We start from the raw sequence: 17,417 nt of genomic DNA on the forward strand, positions 1-17,417 counted from the left end.
ACGTTGGCGGCAGCATTGCCGGTCAGGGTGTCGTTGAAGGCACTGCCAGTCAGGTTCTCGAAGGCCAGCAGGGTATCGGAGCCCGAACCGCCAGTAGTCTGGGCCGTGGTCAGCGCCAGGTTGGCATTCACGCCGGCTGTGGCGAAGGCATAGGACGCGGTGTCCACACCCGCTCCGCCATTGAGCACATTGTTGCCAGCGCCCGCATAGATCACGTTGTTCAAGGCGTTACCGGTACCGTTGGCCGCACCGCCGGACAGCAGGCGAAGGTTCTCGACGTTGGTGCCGAGGGTGTAGGCCGACAGGGAGCTGTACACGGTGTCGCTGCCACCGCTGGCCAGCACTGCGTTGGTTTCCTGGACCACGTCGCTGGCGCTGTCCACGTAGTAGACGTCGGAACCGTCGCCGCCGACCATCTGGTCGACGCCACCACCGCCATTGAGCGTATCGTTACCCGCCCAACCGTTGAGTTGGTCGTCGCCCTCTCCACCGATCAGTGTGTTGGCCAGCGCGTTACCAGCAAGGGTGTCGTCATGGTCGGTCCCGATGACGCCTTCGATCGAGGTAAACGTGTCGCTGCCGTGCCCGGTGTACTGAGAAGTACTCAGGGACAAGTCGACGGTGACGCCGTAGGAAGAGAACTCGTAGGAAACGAGATCGTATCCACCTGCGCCATTGAAAATGTTGCTCCCGGAGTTGCCGTAGAAGGTATTGTTGCCCTCATTACCGGTTGCGTTGATGCTGCTGACACCCGTCAGTACCAGGTTTTCGAAATTGTTGACCAGGGTATAGCTGAACCCAACCTGGACGGTGTCAACGCCTTCGTTCGCCAACTCGTACAGCACGTCTGCGGCATCGATGATGTAGGTGTCATCACCCGTTCCACCGTAGAGGCTGTCGGTACCGCCACTGCCATAGAGGAAATCGTTACCGCCCAGGCCACGAATGATGTCGTTGCCAGTGGAGCCGTACAGGGAGTCATTGCCCGCCGTCCCGAGCATGTTGTCGTTGCCGGCGGTGCCGCTGACCACGCTGAAGCGGTAGTAGCCTGCAAGACCGGTGTTACCTGGCGTGGTTTCCAGGTCAAGAATCGACGACTGGTTGCCGGACTGGGACAACTCGTACCAGGACGTCCCGTCCCCCGTGGAGTAGCCGGCACGCGCCACGGTTCCGCCCAGACCATCGACGCCACCACTGGCGCTGCCGGTGGTCCAGTTGATGTTTTCGTAGCGGAAGATCACATCGAAGTTGCCGTTGCCTGTACCGACCAACTGAAGCTGGAAGGCGTTGAGCTTGTCAATTCTCGAGCTGTAGTAACCCACATCGTCCCAGGTAACGGTCAGCACGCCGTTGCCGGTTGGATCCAGGTCGTAGTGGACAAGGTTGGTGCCCTTGGAAGTGCCCCCCGGAGTTACCGTAGTAGCGCCGCCACGGGTATCCACGTCCGCGAAGAACGGCGCGATCATGGCCCGCGTCGAACTCTGCATACCATAAGGCGTGTAGGTGGACTGCCCGGATCCGAACGTGATGTTGCCGTTGGTGTTTACATAGAGACTGGTGTAGTTGGTGCCGAAGAAATTAATCCCGGCGGCTCCGAAGATCGAAGTGATATCGATGCTCGACGAATAGCCGTCGTCATTTCGTGCAACCTGGTTTTCCCCGAACCCTGCAGTACCGCCCAGTCCACCGACCAAATTTGCCATTTGCGAAAGCTCCTTTTCGTTGCGTGCTACCCGCCGAATCAATCAACGGATGTCGAATCGAATTCCCGCGTAGGCGAGTCGACCAGGGCCCACCAGGAACGACGACTATTAAAGCCGAAGGCCATCTCTTTGACATCATCTATATGAATGAGCCGACCAACGCAACCGCGCAGCTGTGGAGTCCGGGAAAGTGGCTTCCAGTCCCGGAACTAGTGGCCGAGGGCTGGAGAATGCAGGAAGGGGGCTTGCAACGGGAGGCGGGCCTGGGGCCCCAAGGGGAACCGCCCAACCATCATGACTGGGCAGTACAAAAAATCCCGATTGTGCAGCTATCCATGGCCTGGCAAGTCTTCATCCATGACGACCGGCCACTGATCCTAGCTCAAGCCTATGTCAGACGTAAGACGGCATTTCGGGCCAACTGACCAAGCCATTCAACGGCAGTTGAACTCCGCGCGCAGCTGCCGGGCCGCCGCCACCATGTTCACCAGGGCCGCTTCGGTTTCCGGCCATGCGCGGGTCTTCAGGCCGCAATCGGGGTTGACCCACAGGCGCTCGGCGGGAATGCGTTCGGTGGCCTTGCGCAGCAGCGCGGCCATTTCGGCGCTGTCCGGCACGCGTGGCGAGTGGATGTCGTAGACGCCCGGACCGATCTCATTCGGATAGGCAAAAGCCTCGAAGGCATCCAGCAGTTCCATGTCCGAGCGCGAGGTCTCGATAGTGATGACGTCAGCGTCCATGGCGGCGATGGACTCGATCACATCGTTGAACTCGCTGTAGCACATGTGGGTGTGGATCTGGGTCTCGTCGCGCACACCGCTGGCGGTCAGGCGGAAGGCTTCAGTGGCCCAGTCCAGATAGTGCTGCCACTCGGCCCGGCGTAGCGGCAGGCCCTCGCGGAAGGCCGCCTCGTCGATCTGCACGATGCGGATGCCGGCGTCCTCCAGGTCCACCACTTCGTCACGGATGGCCAGCGCCAGTTGGCGGGCCTGCACCTCGCGAGACACGTCCTCGCGCGGGAAGGACCACATCAGCATGGTCACCGGCCCGGTCAGCATGCCCTTCATCCACTTGGCGGTCAGGCCCTGGGCGTAGCGGATCCACTCTACGGTCATGGCCTGCGGACGGCTCAGGTCGCCGACGATCACCGCCGGTTTCACGCAGCGGGAACCGTAGCTCTGCACCCAACCGAAACGGGTGAAGGCATAGCCGTCCAACTGCTCGGCGAAGTACTCCACCATGTCGTTGCGCTCAGCCTCGCCATGCACCAGCACATCGAGGCCCAGTTGCTCCTGCACCTCCACCGCATGACGGATTTCGCTGTGCATGGCCTCGGTGTACTCGGCCGCCGACAGCTTGCCTTGCCTGAAGGACTGCCGCGCCAGGCGGATGGCCGACGTCTGCGGGAAGGAGCCGATGGTGGTGGTGGGGAAGGCCGGCAGATACAGGCGTTCACGCTGCCTGGCGATACGCACGGCGAAGGGTGACGAACGCTGGCTGTCTTCCGGTTTCAGTGCGGCAACACGGGCCTGCACCTCGGCCTTGTGGATGCGTGGCGAGGCGGCGCGGCTGGCCTGCACCGCACGGCTGACGGCCAGGGCCTCGCGTACGGCCGGCGTTTCGGGTTCGCTCAGGGCGCGGGACAGCACGGCCACTTCCTCGCATTTCTGCACAGCGAAGGCCAGCCAGCTTTTCAGCTCGGCATCCAGCTTGTCTTCCCGGGCCAGGTCCACCGGGCTGTGCAGCAACGAGCAGGACGGTGCGACCCAGAGGCGCTCGCCCAGACGCTCGTGGGCATGGCGCAGCACGTCGAGGGATTTTTCCAGGTCGCAGCGCCAGACGTTGCGGCCGTTCACCACGCCGAGGGACAGCACCTTGTAGGCCGGCAGGCGGTCGAGGATGGTCGGGAACTGCTCGGGCGCGCGCACCAGGTCGATGTGCAGGCCATCCAGCGGCAGGCTGGCAGCCAGGCCGAGGTTGTCTTCCAGGCCGCCGAAATAGGTGGCGATCAGCTTCTTCAGCGGTTCTTTCTGCAACAGGTTATAGGCGCGTTCGAAGGCGTTCTTCCAGTCCTGGGGCAGGTCCAGCACCAGGATCGGTTCGTCGATCTGCACCCACTCCACCCCCTGGGCCGCCAGGCGCTGGAAAATCTCGCCATACACTGGCAGCAGGCGTTCCAGCAGGTCGAGCCTGTCGAAGTCGCCTCCCTTGGCCTTGCCCAGCCAGAGGTAGGTCAGCGGACCGATCAGCACCGGCTTGACGTTGTGGCCAAGGGCGCGGGCCTCATCCACTTCCTCGAACAATTGCTCCCAGCTCAGGGCGAACTGCTGGTCAGCGGTGAATTCGGGGACGAGGTAGTGGTAGTTGGTATCGAACCACTTCGTCATTTCCTGGGCATGGGCGCCGCCGCAGCAGCCCTTGCTGACCCCACGGGCCATGGCGAACAGGGTCTGCAGGCCCGGCTTGCCGTCGTGGGGGCGGAATCGCTCGGGGATGACGCCGAAGGTAAGGGAATGGGTCAGCACCTGGTCGTACCAGGCGAAATCGCCCACCGGCAGCAGGTCGATACCGGCGTCCTTCTGCAGCTGCCAGTGCTCGGCACGCAATTGGCGACCGACCGCACGCAGGCCGGCTTCGTCCAGCTCGCCCTTCCAGAAGGCTTCCAGTGCCTTCTTCAGTTCACGGTCGCGGCCGATGCGCGGGAAGCCGAGGGAGTGAGACAGGGCCATGTTGAAAATCTCCATACAAATGATGGAGCGATTGTCGACAGTCCTGACCACTTGAGGCAAACTCAACAAATTCGCGTTGATCTCAAATTCTGCTCATGGAGGGCCGCCATGCTCGAGCTGCGCCATCTCAAGACCCTGCACGCCCTGCGCGAAGCCGACAGCCTGGTGGAAGCGGCCGAACGCCTGCACCTGACCCAATCGGCCCTGTCCCACCAGTTCAAGGAACTGGAAGAACGCCTCGGCATGCAGCTGTTCGTGCGCAAGACCAAGCCCGTGCGTTTCACCAGCGCCGGCCTGCGCCTGCTGCAGCTGGCCGACAGCCTCCTGCCGCAACTGCGCAGCGCCGAGCGCGACCTGGCGCGCCTGGCCGGCGGCACCGCTGGCCGGCTGCACATGGCCATCGAGTGCCATAGCTGCTTCCAGTGGCTGATGCCCACCATCGACCAGTTCCGCGATGCCTGGCCGGAAGTGGAGCTGGACCTGGCTTCGGGCTTCTCCTTCGCCCCCCTGCCCGCCCTGGCCCGTGGTGACCTGGACCTGGTGGTAACCGCCGACCCGGTGGACCTGGCCGGGATCACCTACGTACCGCTGTTCACCTACGAGGCACTGCTGGCGGTGGACAACCAGCACGCCCTGGCGAACAAACCCTTCATCGTGCCCGAAGACCTGGCCAGCCTGACCCTGATTACCTATCCGGTGGAACGCGACCGCCTGGACGTCTTCACCCGCTTCCTCGAACCGGCCGACGTGGAACCGGCCCAGGTACGCACCTCGGAACTCACGGTGATGATGATGCAGCTGGTGGCCAGCGGCCGTGGGGTCTGCTGCCTGCCCAACTGGGCGCTGCACGAATACAGCTCGCGGGGCTATGTCACTGCCAAGCGCCTGGGGGAGAAAGGGTTGTATTGCACGCTCTACGCGGCGATCCGCGCCGACATGCTGGACGCGCCGTTCATGCGCGACTTCCTGCTGACGGCGAAGGACACCTCGTTTGCGACGCTCGAAGGGGTGAGTGCGGCGAGGTGAACCACCCTCCCCCCAACCCTCTCCCAGAGGGAGAGGGAGCTGTCCGTGCCGAGGGTCAGTCCGAGCACGTCCACTGTAGGGGCGAATTCATTCGCCAAGCGAGACGCAGTTCCGCCCCTCTGGCGGGATCACGGATGCATCGAAAGCGACGGCCCCAGGTATTCATTCGCATGCTGGATGTCGTCCTCCCCCAACGACCCCACCGCAGCCGCAAGCCGCAGGCGCGACAGCAGGTAGCGCAGCTTGGCCTCCAGCAGGTCGCGGCGGGCGATGAAGGCCTGTTCTTCGGCATTGAGGATATCCAGGTTGGTACTGGTGCCGGCCTGGAACCCCTTGCGGGCCGAATCCTGGGCGCGCTCGCTGGATACCACCGCCTTCTCCAGTGCCCTCACCCGCTGTTCGCCGCTCTGCACGCCACGGAATTCGCGGGTGGTGCCTGACAAAACTTCCTCACGGCTGGAGTTCAGCTGGTCGTTGGCCAGTTCCCGGTTGGCGCTCGCCTGGCGCACCTGGGCGTTGGTGGCGCCGCCGGTGAAGATCGGCATGCGAAATTCCACACCCACCGAGCCGTACTTGTTCGTCTGGTTCTGGGTGGAAACGGAATCGCTTTCCGAGTCGTTGTAGGCGGCGACGAAGTCCAGGGTCGGCCAGTGCCCGGCCCTGGCCCGGTTCACCTCTTCGTCGGCGATGTCCAGGCTGCGGCTGCGAGCGATGATGGTCGGGTTGTTGGCCCGCGCGTCGCTGATCCAGTCCTGCAGGGTTGGCGGCTCCAGCGGCGGCGTGGGGAACTCGGTGCGCAAGGTCGACATTTCATCGGGCAGCACGCCAAGTAATTCCTGCAACAGGCGCCGCGCCACCAGCAGGCTGTCCTCGGCCTCGATCAGCTCGGCCTGGGCCAGGTCACGACGGGCGGAGGCCTGGTCGACATCGATCACGGTACCGTCGCCCAGCTGGAAGCGCCGCTTGGCGGCCATCACCTGCTGTTCCAGGTTCTTCAGCTTCACCTTGGCCAGGTCGATGGTTTCCAGCGCCAGCAGCACCGAGAAATAACGGCTGGCCAGGCTGACCGCCGATTCCTGGGTCTTGGCGTCGAACACCGCGTCACTGAACAGGGTGCGCTGATTGCCCTGGCGGTACTCGGCCATCCTCTGTTTGTTGAACAGGGGTTGGCGCAATTCCACCACCCCTCCCTTTGAGTCGTACTCCAGGTCGCTCTCCACGGAGCGCCCCAGGAAGTTGTCCTGCTCACTGGTGCCGTCCACCCGTTTCCAGTAGGCGGTGGCGTTGATGTTCGGCAGCAGGCCGGCCTTACCCAGCTCCTTGAATTCCTGGCCGGCCTGGCGCTCGTGCACCGAGGCCAGATAGGTCGGACCCTGGTTCTGGTAGACGTTCCAGGCTTCGTTCAAATCCATGGCCGTCGCGGGCAGGGCGACAGCTCCGAGAAAACCGGCTATGGCCATCCGGGCTCTCATTTCACTGCTCCTTGAATGCGTTACCGACGCGGCCCAACAGCGGTTTCATCAGGTAGCTCATCAGGCTGCGTTCACCGGTCTTGATGGTTACGGTGGCCGGCATGCCTGCCCGAATGTTGTTCGGCCCAAGCATCTTCATGCCTTCTTCGGTCACTTCCACCTGAGTCAAGTAATAGGGCTGTTTGCTGGCTTCGTCCACCAGCCGGTCGGCGGCGACCGTCAGCACCCGTCCGGGAATGTTCGGCGTCTGCGCATGGTTGAAAGCCGGGAAGGTGATATCCACGGGCAGGCCCGGCACCATCTTGTCGATCGCCTGCACCGGCACCTGGGCGTCCACCTGCAGGGGCTCGCTGTCCGGCACCACGTCCATGAGCCGCGCGCCTGGCTGGATCACACCGCCGACCGTGGTAATGGTCAGACCGAGTACGATGCCGTCGATGGGCGAACGGATCACGGTGTTCTCCACCTGGTAATCCACCGAACGCAGGCGCTCGGCCAGGGAAGTGGTCTCCTTCTGGATATCGGTGAGCTGGGACTCCACTTCCTTCTGGAAATCCTGCTCACGCTGGAGGATGCGCAGCTTGAGTTCAGCGATCTGGTTCCGGGTGCGCCCGATGTCCGCGATGTTCTGCGCCATGGAGCCGTTCAGTTCCGAGGCGTTGCGTTCCAGTTCCAGCATGCGGTTGCGCGGGATATAGCCCTCTGCCGCCAGGCTGCGCACACCGTCGAGTTCTTCGCCCAGGAGCTTCGACTGGCTGGAACGGGTGGCCTGCACCTGGCGCAGGCCCTTGAGCTGTTCCTCGGCGCCATTGAGGTTCTCATGCAGGATGCTGATCTCCCCCAGCAGGGCCTTGCGCCGAGTGTGGAACAGCCGTTGCTGCAGGGCGATGGCTTCTTGCAGCCGTGGGTCACCGCCGAAGCGCTCCAGCAGTTCCGGGGTGAACGTGACGGTGTCGGCGCCATCGCGTTCGGCCATCAGGCGGTCTTCCACGGTCTTGGCGACGATGTACTGGGAACTCAGGGCGCCCTGCTCGGCAATCGCCTGGGTCGGGTCCAGGCGCACCAGTTCCTGGCCAGCGCGCACCTTGTCGCCTTCGCGCACCAGGATGGCGTCCACCTCGCCGCCAGTGAGGTGCTGCACCGTCTTGCGGGCATTGGTGACGTTGACCGTGGCGTTGGCCACCACGCCAGCATCCAACGGGGCCAGCACGGCCCAGACCAGGAAGCCGCCGAACCCTGCCAGCACCATCCACACGCCCCAACGGGCCGGGCGGGTGTCATCCAGGTCCACCACCGTCGGTTTTTCGACCCTTACCAGGGCCTTGCTTTCGCTTGCCGCTTGCATGATCGATTACTCCTTGGCCCGCATCGAAGCCAGGTTCGGCGTGCCCACGGAGGGCATGACGCTCGCCTGGCGCAATGCTGCGAAGACCTCTTCACGAGGACCAAACAACTGCACGCCGCCGTCGCGCATCAGCAGGACCTTGTCCACGGTGCTGAGCACGCTGGGACGATGGGAAATCAGGACCAGCGTCTTGCCGCGTTTCTTCAGGTCGAGGATCGCTTCCACCAGCGCCGCTTCGCCCAGGTCGTCGAGGTTGGCGTTGGGCTCATCGAGCACGATCATCGAGGGGTCGCCATAGATGGCCCGAGCCAGGGCGATGCGTTGCTTCTGGCCGCCCGACAGCGGGCTGCCATCCACGCCGAGCGGTGTGTCATAGCCCTTCTCGAAGCGCAGGATCATGTCGTGCACCCCGGCACGCCTGGCGGCGAGGATCACCTCCTCGCTATTCATCTCGCCGAAGCGGGCGATGTTGTCGGCAATGGTGCCTTCGAACAGCTCCACGTCCTGCGGCAGGTAACCGATCCAGGGACCGAGTTCCTCCTTGTTCCACTGGAAGATGTCGGCACCGTCCAGGCGCACCTTGCCCGCTTGAGCCGGCCACACGCCCACCAGCAAGCGCGCCAGGGTGGACTTGCCGGAGGCCGACGGACCGATGATGCCGAGGGCTTCACCGGGCGAGAGACTGAAGTTGATCCCACGCAGGATGGTGACGACGCCACCGGGCGCGGCGGTCATGGCCTGTTCCACCGACAGCGCGCCCTGGGGCTTGGGCAGGGCCATGGCGGTGTTGCGCGCCGGGAAGTCCTGCAGCAGCTTGGACAGCCGTTCCCAGGAGCCGCGGGCCGCGAGCAACTGCTTCCAGACACCGATGGCCTGTTCCACAGGCGCCATGGCGCGGCCGCTGAGGATGGAACTGGCGATCATCATCCCCGCGGTGATCTCGCCCTTGATCGCCAGCAGTGCGCCGGCGCCGAGGATCACCGATTGCAGGGTGATCCGCACGAAGCGGCTGGCGCCGTTGATGTAGGCGGCGCGGTCGGAAGCCTGGGTCTGCTTCTCCAGAATGCGCTGGTGGCTGCCGAACCAGCGCTCACGAATCGCCGGCAGCATGCCCATGGCTTCGATCACTTCGGTATTGCGCAGGTTGTTGTTGGCGAAGGAACTGGAGGCCATGGCCGCCTGGTTGGCCTCCATCAGCGGGCCACGGGTCACCACTTCGGTGAGCAGGGCCAGGAAGAAGAGGATCGCCGAACCGACCAGGGTGATGACGCCCAGCAACGGGTGCACGAGAAAGATCACCAGCAGGTAGATGGGCGTCCAGGGCGCATCGAAGAAGGCGAACAGGCCGTTGCCGGTCAGGAACTGGCGAACCATGGACAGGTCCTGCAGCGCCTGGGCCGGGTTGCCGCCGGCGCGGCGCAGGTTGCGCTCGAACGAGGCGTTGAAGATCCGCTTGTTCAGGCTCATGTCCAGCCGGTTGCCAAGGCGGATCAGCACGGTCGAACGGACCACTTCCAGCAACGACATGAGCACGTACAACCCGAGCATCAGTACCGTCAGCATCGCCAGGGTGGTGATGTTGCTGCTTGCCAGCACGCGGTCGTAGACCTGCAGCATGTAGAGGGCGGGCGCGAGCATCATCAGGTTGATGATGCCGCTGAAGCCCCCCACCACATAGAAGGTATGACGGAGGCGATTCAGGGCTTCGGACAACTCGGTACGGGGCTGCGAGAAATTCTTCATCTCGTCGACGCTCCATCGGCAGAGGGTTGGATTGGGTCGTACTTGACCATTCTTATCGTTGAATCCGCAGAGCGTTTCGGCACCAGCCCCCGCGGCGACCTCTCAACAGGCTTAGCCAAGGGTGCTCTCGTGCGCCAGCCGGAATCCCGTGCTAGCAGACGGTTGAGGAACATAGCCCGACCAACGCGACAGGGGGCGTCTCGATAGGCATCCGCGTTATCGAAGAAAACCCGTTCCAGAAGCTCTGGCACCGGCCATTCTCCCAATCTGGCAGCCTTGCGGGCTTCCGACATGCGCCGTTTTCTCGCCAGAATCTGCGTCAATTGCCTGACGCTTGGCGGCAAGATGATTCTGGGACAGGAGATAGCGCATATATCCAGACCCGGTCAGGCCTTGGGGTAAAGGACAGATCTCCGCTGTACTTCGTTTGTATGCGCTGCATATGACTCACCGATGATGGCCGCCGCTGGGGTCCATTGCGGGCGACAGGTGGGATGGCAATCCGGCAGGGCATTTTGCCAGCATTCCAGACTGGCGCGGATTCTTGCGCGTCCGGGTGGGCGGACGCAAGGAGCAGAAGCAGTCGCCGATCGGGAGCGGACCGCCGGCGACCAGCGCGAACTCAGGCGTTCGTGGCTCGCAGCGCCGGGCTGGACTTGAGCATGTCCATCAGGCTGTTCACCAGGTTTTCGGCCTCGTCGGCCAGGGAGTAGCTTGCCGGCACCAGCAGCCAGTTGGTCTGGATACCTTCCAGGTAGGCGTGCACGCTGATGGCGGCGCGGCGGCAATCCAGGTCGGCGGGCAACTGGCCACGGATTACCGCATTGCGCAGGGCCTTGGCGATGCGCTGGTCGCACTCGACGCTCTGGTCTTCCATCTGCTGGCGCAGGTCGCCCAGCTCCTCGGTGTATTCCACCTTGTGCCGGAGAATTTCGTGGATGCGCCGGCTCTGCGGGTCCAGCTCCACACGCCGGAGCAGGCGCACCATCAACTGGTGCATGCGCCCGAGCGGATCGGGCTCGTCCTCGCTCTCGCTAGCGCGGGCCAGCTCCTCCAGTGGCGTGTGGATGCGTTCGAGCATGGCCTGGAACAGGTCGTTCTTGTTCTCGAAATGCCAGTAGATAGCGCCACGGCTGACCCCGGCGGCAGCCGCGATTTCCGCCAGCGAGGCACGGGAAACGCCCTTCTCGTGAAATACCCGTTCAGTGGCGTCGAGTATCTGCACGCGGGTTTCTTCGGCTTCCTCTTTGGTACGTCTGGCCATTCGCGGCGGGGACCTATCTGCTTGCTCTTAAAGGAAAAATCGTCGCTGCACCGTAATAAATTCTGACATCGGCAACAGAAGATTCAATTTACAAACATTCACGCATGTAAGTATATTCGTACACCTTCGCAACAATCCAGAACCTGCCCTGCGCCCAGCTTTCCTTCAGAAAGCTGTACCCCCAAAAAATGAGGTCCCTTCAGATGCCCATGAAGCCAGCCTTTGCCGCCTTGGTTTCCGCCATGGCTCTGGCCACGCTCGCCCTGACCGGCTGCCAGGAAGCCTCGGCTCCGCCGCCCGCCCAGACGCCCAAGGTCGGCGTCGTGACCCTCCAGCCCCAGAGCTTCACCCTGACCACCGAACTGCCGGGTCGCACCGCGGCGTTCCGCATTGCCGAAGTGCGTCCGCAAGTGGACGGCATCATCCAGAAGCGCCTGTTCACCGAAGGCAGCGAGGTCAAGGCCGGCCAGCAGCTCTACCAGATCGATCCGTCCGTCTACACCGCCACCTACAAGAGCGCCCAGGCCAGCCTGGCGTCGGCCAAGTCCCTGGCGGAGCGCTACAAGGACCTGGTCAGCGACCAGGCGGTGAGCAAGCAGGCCTATGACGAGTCCCAGGCTGCCCGCCTGCAGGCCGAGGCCGCGCTGGAGAAGGCCAGCATCGACCTGCGCTACACCAAGGTACTGGCCCCCATTTCCGGCCGCGTCGGTCGCTCTGCGGTCACCGAAGGTGCCCTGGTGAGCAACGGCCAGACCCTGGCCATGGCCACCATCCAGCAGCTCGACCCGATCTATGTCGACGTCACCCAGTCCACCAAGGACCTGCTGCGCCTGCGCCGGGAAATGGCCGAGGGTCAGCTGGAAAAGGCCGGCGCCAGCGGCGCCAAGGTGTCCCTGCTGCTGGAAGACGGCAGCGAGTACCCGCACAAGGGCAGCCTGGAGTTCTCCGAAGTTTCCGTGGACGAAGGCACCGGCTCGGTGACCGTGCGCGCGGTCTTCCCGAACCCGGAACACACCCTGCTGCCGGGCATGTTCGTCCACGCCCGCCTGGGCTCGGCGGTGAAGCAGGAAGCCATCCTCGCACCGCAGCAAGGCGTGACCCGCGACCTCAAGGGCCAGGCCACCGCCATGGTGGTGAATGCCGAAAACAAGGTCGAGCTGCGTCACCTGAAAGCCGAACGCGCGGTCGGCGACCGCTGGCTGGTCAGCGAAGGCCTCAACCCCGGCGACCGCCTGATCACCGAAGGCCTGCAGTTCGTGCGGCCGGGCGTGGAAGTGGACGCCGCGCCGGCGACCAATGTGGCAGCCCAGCAACCTGCGGGTGACAACCTGGCCAAGAGCCACTGAGGAGCCCATAGATGTCGAGATTCTTCATCGATCGCCCAATCTTCGCCTGGGTGATCGCGCTGGTGATCATGCTCGCCGGCGGCCTGTCCATCCTCAAGTTGCCGATCAACCAGTACCCCAGCATCGCCGCGCCGGCGGTAGGTATCCAGGTCAGCTACCCCGGTGCCTCGGCGCAAACGGTGCAGGACACCGTGGTGCAGATCATCGAGCAGCAGCTCAATGGCATCGACGGCCTGCGCTACATCTCCTCGGAGAGCAACTCCGACGGCAGCATGACCATCACCGCCACCTTCGAGCAGGGCACCAACCCTGACATCGCCCAGGTGCAGGTGCAGAACAAGCTGCAGCTGGCCACCCCGCTGCTTCCGCAGGAAGTGCAGCAGCAGGGCATCCGTGTGACCAAGGCAGTGAAGAACTTCCTGCTGGTCATCGGCGTCGTCTCCGAAGACGGCAGCATGGACAAGAACGACCTGGCCAACTACATCGTCTCCAACATCCAGGACCCGATCTCGCGGACCAAGGGTGTGGGCGACTTCCAAGTATTCGGCGCCCAGTACGCCATGCGCATCTGGCTGGACCCGGCGCGGCTGAACAACTACCAGCTGACGCCGGTGGACGTGAAGACCGCCATCCAGGCGCAGAACGTGCAGATTTCCTCCGGCCAGCTCGGCGGCCTGCCCGCGTCTCCCGGCACCCAGCTCAACGCCACCATCATCGGCAAGACCCGCCTGCAGACCCCCGAGCAGTTCGGCGCCATCCTGCTGAAGGTGAACCGCGACGGCTCCCAGGTACGCCTGCGCGACGTGGCGAAGATCGAACTGGGCGGTGAAAACTACAGCATCAGCGCCCAGTTCAACGGCAAGCCGGCCTCCGGCATGGCGATCAAGCTGGCCACCGGCGCCAACGCCCTGGATACCGCCAAGGCGATCCGCGCCACCGTCGCCGAGCTGGAACCCTTCATGCCCGCCGGCATGAAAGTGGTCTTCCCCTATGACACCACTCCGGTGGTTTCCGCCTCCATCGAAGGCGTGATCCACACCCTGGGCGAAGCCATCGTCCTGGTGTTCCTGGTGATGTACCTGTTCCTGCAGAACTTCCGCGCCACCATCATTCCGACCCTCGCCGTACCCGTGGTACTGCTGGGCACCTTTGGCGTGCTGGCGATGTTCGGCTTCACCATCAACACCCTGACCATGTTCGCCATGGTGCTGGCCATCGGCCTGTTGGTGGACGACGCCATCGTGGTCGTAGAAAACGTCGAACGGGTGATGGCCGAGGAAGGCCTGTCGCCGCTGGAAGCCACCCGCAAGTCCATGGGCCAGATCCAGGGCGCGCTGGTGGGTATCGCCCTGGTGCTCTCGGCGGTGTTCCTGCCCATGGCCTTCTTCGGCGGCTCCACGGGCGTGATCTACAAGCAGTTCTCCATCACCATCGTCTCGGCCATGGCCCTGTCGGTGCTGGTGGCGCTGATCTTCACCCCGGCCCTGTGCGCCACCCTGCTCAAACCCATCGCCAAGGGCCACCACGAGAAGCGCGGTTTCTTCGGCTGGTTCAACCGCACCTTCGACCGTAGCGTGCAGAGCTACGAACGTGGCGTGCGCGGCGTGCTCAAGCGCAAGGTGCCCTACCTCGCCCTGTACCTGGTGATCATCGTCGCCATGGGCTGGCTGTTCACCCGCATCCCCACCGCTTTCCTCCCCGAGGAAGACCAGGGCGTACTCTTCGCCCAGGTGCAGACTCCGTCCGGCGCCAGCGCCGAGCGTACCCAGGTGGTCGTGGACCAGATGCGCGAATACCTGCTGGACGAGGAAAAGGACACGGTGAAATCCGTGTTCACCGTGACCGGCTTCAACTTCGCCGGCCGCGGCCAGAGCTCGGGCATGGCCTTCATCATGCTCAAGCCGTGGGAAGAGCGCACCGCCGAAGGCCAGAGCGTGTTCGACCTGGCCCAGCGTGCCCAGAAGCACTTCTTCAGTTTCCGTGATGCGATGGTCTTCGCCTTCGCCCCGCCAGCGGTGATGGAGTTGGGTAACGCCACCGGCTTCAACCTGTTCCTGCAGGACCGCGCTGGCGTCGGCCACGAAGCGCTGAACGCCGCCCGCGACCAGTTCCTGGAACTCGCGGCGAAGAACCCGGTGCTCAACCGCGTGCGTGCCAACGGCCTGCGTGACGAGCCCCAGTACCAGCTGCAGATCGACGACGAGAAGGCCCGTGCCCACGGCATCTCCCTCGCCGACATCAACAACACCGTCTCCATCGCCTGGGGCGCCAGCTACGTCAACGACTTCATCGACCGTGGCCGGGTGAAGAAGGTCTACCTGCAAGGCGAACCCGAAGCACGGATGAACCCGGAAGACCTGAGCAAATGGTACGTGCGCAACGACAAGGGCCAGATGGTGCCGTTCAGCGCCTTCGCCAGTGGCGAATGGACCTACGGCGCGCCCAAGCTGGCCCGCTACAACGGCGTGCCGGCGGTGGAAATCCTCGGCGAGGCGGCTCCGGGCCACAGCTCGGGTGAAGCCATGGCCGCGGTGGAAGAAATCGCCAAGCAGCTGCCGGCCGGCGTCGGCTACTCCTGGACCGGTCTCTCTTACGAGGAGCGTCTGTCCGGCTCCCAGGCCCCGGCCCTGTATGCGCTGTCGCTGCTGGTGGTGTTCCTCTGCCTGGCGGCACTGTACGAGAGCTGGTCGATTCCGTTCTCGGTGATGCTCGTCGTGCCGCTGGGTGTGATCGGCGCGCTGATGTTCACCAGCATGCGCGGCCTGTCCAACGACGTGTTCTTCCAGGTCGGCCTGCTCACCACCATCGGCCTCTCGGCGAAGAACGCGATCCTCATCGTCGAGTTCGCCAAGGAGCTGCATGAGCAAGGCAAGAGCCTGTTCGAGGCCGCCGTGGAAGCCTGCCGTATGCGCCTGCGTCCGATCGTCATGACCTCGCTGGCATTCATCCTCGGCGTGGTGCCCCTGGCCATCTCCAACGGTGCCGGCTCCGGCAGCCAACACGCCATCGGTACCGGCGTGATCGGCGGCATGCTCACCGCCACCGTCCTGGCCATCTTCTGGGTGCCGCTGTTCTACGTGCTGGTCTGCTCGCTGTTCAAGGACAAGGCGAGCAAGGCTGCGATCAAGAAGGAGGCCCTGCAGTGAGGCGTTCCCTGATGTCCCTGGCCATCGCCGCGACCCTGCTCGGTGGCTGCTCCATGATCCCCGACTACCAGCGCCCGGAAGCGCCGGTGGAAAACGCCTGGCCCGAGGGCGAGGCGTACAACCAGGGCGCGGCCCAGGTAAACACCACCGCTGCCGACCTCGACTGGCAGGCATTCTTCCAGGACCCTGCGCTGCGCCAACTGGTGCAGCTCGCCCTGGATAACAACCGTGACCTGCGCACCGCCGCGCTGAACGTCGAGGCCTACCGCGCGCTCTACCGCATCCAGCGCTCCGAGCTGTTCCCCAGCATCTCGGCCGACGGCGGCGCCACCCGCCAGCGCACCCCGGGCATCATGAGCCAGAGCGGCCAGGCCGACACCAGCAGCAGCTACAGCGCCACCCTCGGCACCAACGCCTGGGAGCTGGACTTCTTCGGGCGCCTGCGCAGCCTCAACGAACAGGCCCTGGAACAGTACTTCGCCACCGAACAGGCACGCCGCAGCACCCAGATCAGCCTGGTGGCCTCGGTGGCCACCGCGTACCTGGACTGGCAGGCCGACCAGGCCCTGCTGCAGCTCACCCAGGACACCCTGAAGACCTACCAGGAGAGCTACGCCCTCACCAAGCGCAGCTTCGACGTGGGCGTTGCCGACGCCCTGGCCCTGAGCCAGGCACGCACCGCCGTGGAAAGCGCCCAGGTCAGCCTGGCGCAGTACACCCGCCTGGTGGCCCAGGACCGCAACGCCCTGGCCCAACTGGTGGGCACCGGCTTGCCGGCGGACCTGCCCAAGGGCCTGGCGCTGGACGACGACCTGCTGGCCGAAGTGCCGCCGGGCCTGCCGTCCGACCTGCTGCAACGCCGCCCCGACGTGGTCCAGGCCGAGCACCTGCTCAAATCGGCCAACGCCAACATCGGCGCGGCACGTGCGGCCTTCTTCCCCAGCGTCAGCCTGACCGCCAACGCCGGCAGCATGAGCAACGAGCTGTCCGGGCTGTTCGACGCGGGCTCCGGCAGCTGGCTGTTCCAGCCGAGCATCAGCCTGCCGATCTTCACTGCCGGCCGCCTGAAGGCGAACCTCGATTACACCGAGCTGCAGAAGGACATCCAGGTGGCGCAGTACGAGAAAGCCATCCAGGTGGCCTTCCAGGAAGTCGCCGACGGCCTCGCCGCGCGCACCACCTACCAGCAGCAATTGGGCTCCCAGCGCTCCCTGGTGAAGACCACTGAGGAGTACTACCGCCTCGCCGAGCGCCGCTACCGCACCGGTGTCGACAGCTATCTGACCCTGCTGGACGCCCAGCGCCAGCTGTTCAGCGCCCGCCAGCAACTGATCGGCGACCGCCTCAACCAGCTGGCCAGCGAAGTGAACCTGTACAAGGCCCTCGGTGGCGGCTGGAAAGAACAGGGGGAAACCTCCCCGAACGCTTGACCCGCGACTCCCCAATCCTCACGGACGAGGAATCCACGCGGCGCCCCGCCCTTTTGGCGGGGCGTTTTTTTGTGCTGGCGATGAGTGCGGCTGGCATCGCGACCCTGCCACATCTCCCGCTCCACCCACTGCAACAACGTTTCGAATTTGGGCAGAAACGTCGGAAATATCCATGCCAGTCAATGCCTTGCATTAGTCCGCCGGTCCAATTTC

General features: G+C 64.2%; 10 protein-coding genes. 4 read left to right on the forward strand and 6 right to left on the reverse strand.

Going from position 1 to position 17,417, the window contains the following annotated elements:
* The coding region (locus E8E91_RS15970; RefSeq protein ID WP_280376774.1) for a nidogen-like domain-containing protein at positions 1-1,703 on the reverse strand (1,703 nt) is incomplete at its 3' end.
* Between the two features lie 434 nt (positions 1,704-2,137).
* Complete coding sequence (gene metE, locus E8E91_RS15975) at positions 2,138-4,432, reverse strand: 5-methyltetrahydropteroyltriglutamate--homocysteine S-methyltransferase (protein WP_280376776.1); 2,295 nt, start codon at positions 4,430-4,432, stop codon at positions 2,138-2,140.
* A 108-nt stretch (positions 4,433-4,540) separates the two neighbouring features.
* Between metE and metR the strand changes: the two genes are divergently transcribed.
* Positions 4,541-5,458, forward strand: a complete 918-nt coding sequence (gene metR, locus E8E91_RS15980; protein WP_190831342.1) for a transcriptional regulator MetR — start codon at positions 4,541-4,543, stop codon at positions 5,456-5,458.
* A gap of 128 nt (positions 5,459-5,586) precedes the next feature.
* On the opposite strand, the gene E8E91_RS15985 is transcribed toward metR, so the two are convergent.
* The 4 genes from E8E91_RS15985 to E8E91_RS16000 form a co-directional block, all read right to left on the reverse strand.
* Positions 5,587-6,930, reverse strand: a complete 1,344-nt coding sequence (locus E8E91_RS15985; protein WP_280376779.1) for a TolC family outer membrane protein — start codon at positions 6,928-6,930, stop codon at positions 5,587-5,589.
* A 1-nt stretch (position 6,931) separates the two neighbouring features.
* A complete protein-coding gene (locus E8E91_RS15990; protein ID WP_280376781.1) occupies positions 6,932-8,275 on the reverse strand; it encodes an HlyD family type I secretion periplasmic adaptor subunit in 1,344 nt (447 codons plus the stop codon).
* 6 nt (positions 8,276-8,281) lie between these two features.
* Positions 8,282-10,018, reverse strand: a complete 1,737-nt coding sequence (locus tag E8E91_RS15995) for a type I secretion system permease/ATPase (protein WP_280376783.1) — start codon at positions 10,016-10,018, stop codon at positions 8,282-8,284.
* A gap of 622 nt (positions 10,019-10,640) precedes the next feature.
* Positions 10,641-11,282: a TetR family transcriptional regulator gene (locus E8E91_RS16000; RefSeq protein WP_280376786.1), complete on the reverse strand. Its 642-nt coding sequence runs from the start codon at positions 11,280-11,282 to the stop codon at positions 10,641-10,643.
* A 203-nt stretch (positions 11,283-11,485) separates the two neighbouring features.
* Between E8E91_RS16000 and E8E91_RS16005 the strand changes: the two genes are divergently transcribed.
* The 3 genes from E8E91_RS16005 to E8E91_RS16015 are packed head-to-tail and all read left to right on the forward strand — an operon-like array spanning position 11,486 to position 17,204.
* The gene (locus E8E91_RS16005; RefSeq protein WP_280376788.1) at positions 11,486-12,628 is read left to right on the forward strand and encodes an efflux RND transporter periplasmic adaptor subunit; all 1,143 of its coding nucleotides are present in this window, start codon (positions 11,486-11,488) and stop codon (positions 12,626-12,628) included.
* Between the two features lie 11 nt (positions 12,629-12,639).
* Positions 12,640-15,774: an efflux RND transporter permease subunit gene (locus E8E91_RS16010; RefSeq protein ID WP_280376791.1), complete on the forward strand. Its 3,135-nt coding sequence runs from the start codon at positions 12,640-12,642 to the stop codon at positions 15,772-15,774.
* The gene (locus E8E91_RS16015) at positions 15,771-17,204 is read left to right on the forward strand and encodes an AdeC/AdeK/OprM family multidrug efflux complex outer membrane factor (protein WP_280376792.1); all 1,434 of its coding nucleotides are present in this window, start codon (positions 15,771-15,773) and stop codon (positions 17,202-17,204) included. Before E8E91_RS16010 ends, E8E91_RS16015 begins: the two co-directional genes overlap by 4 nt.
* Positions 17,205-17,417: the final 213 nt, after the last annotated feature.

Source organism: Pseudomonas sp. BN515 (genome assembly GCF_029873155.1).
In the GTDB taxonomy this organism is placed as follows: Bacteria; Pseudomonadota; Gammaproteobacteria; order Pseudomonadales; family Pseudomonadaceae; genus Metapseudomonas.

Excerpts from the sequence above, each read along its gene's own strand:
- metE (WP_280376776.1), bottom strand. The coding sequence starts at position 4,432 with ATGGCCCTGTCTCACTCCCTCGGCTTCCCGCGCATCGGCCGCGACCGT.
- metR (WP_190831342.1), top strand. The coding sequence starts at position 4,541 with ATGCTCGAGCTGCGCCATCTCAAGACCCTGCACGCCCTGCGCGAAGCC.
- E8E91_RS15985 (WP_280376779.1), bottom strand. The coding sequence starts at position 6,930 with ATGAGAGCCCGGATGGCCATAGCCGGTTTTCTCGGAGCTGTCGCCCTG.
- E8E91_RS15990 (WP_280376781.1), bottom strand. The coding sequence starts at position 8,275 with ATGCAAGCGGCAAGCGAAAGCAAGGCCCTGGTAAGGGTCGAAAAACCG.
- E8E91_RS15995 (WP_280376783.1), bottom strand. The coding sequence starts at position 10,018 with ATGAAGAATTTCTCGCAGCCCCGTACCGAGTTGTCCGAAGCCCTGAAT.
- E8E91_RS16000 (WP_280376786.1), bottom strand. The coding sequence starts at position 11,282 with ATGGCCAGACGTACCAAAGAGGAAGCCGAAGAAACCCGCGTGCAGATA.
- E8E91_RS16005 (WP_280376788.1), top strand. The coding sequence starts at position 11,486 with ATGCCCATGAAGCCAGCCTTTGCCGCCTTGGTTTCCGCCATGGCTCTG.
- E8E91_RS16010 (WP_280376791.1), top strand. The coding sequence starts at position 12,640 with ATGTCGAGATTCTTCATCGATCGCCCAATCTTCGCCTGGGTGATCGCG.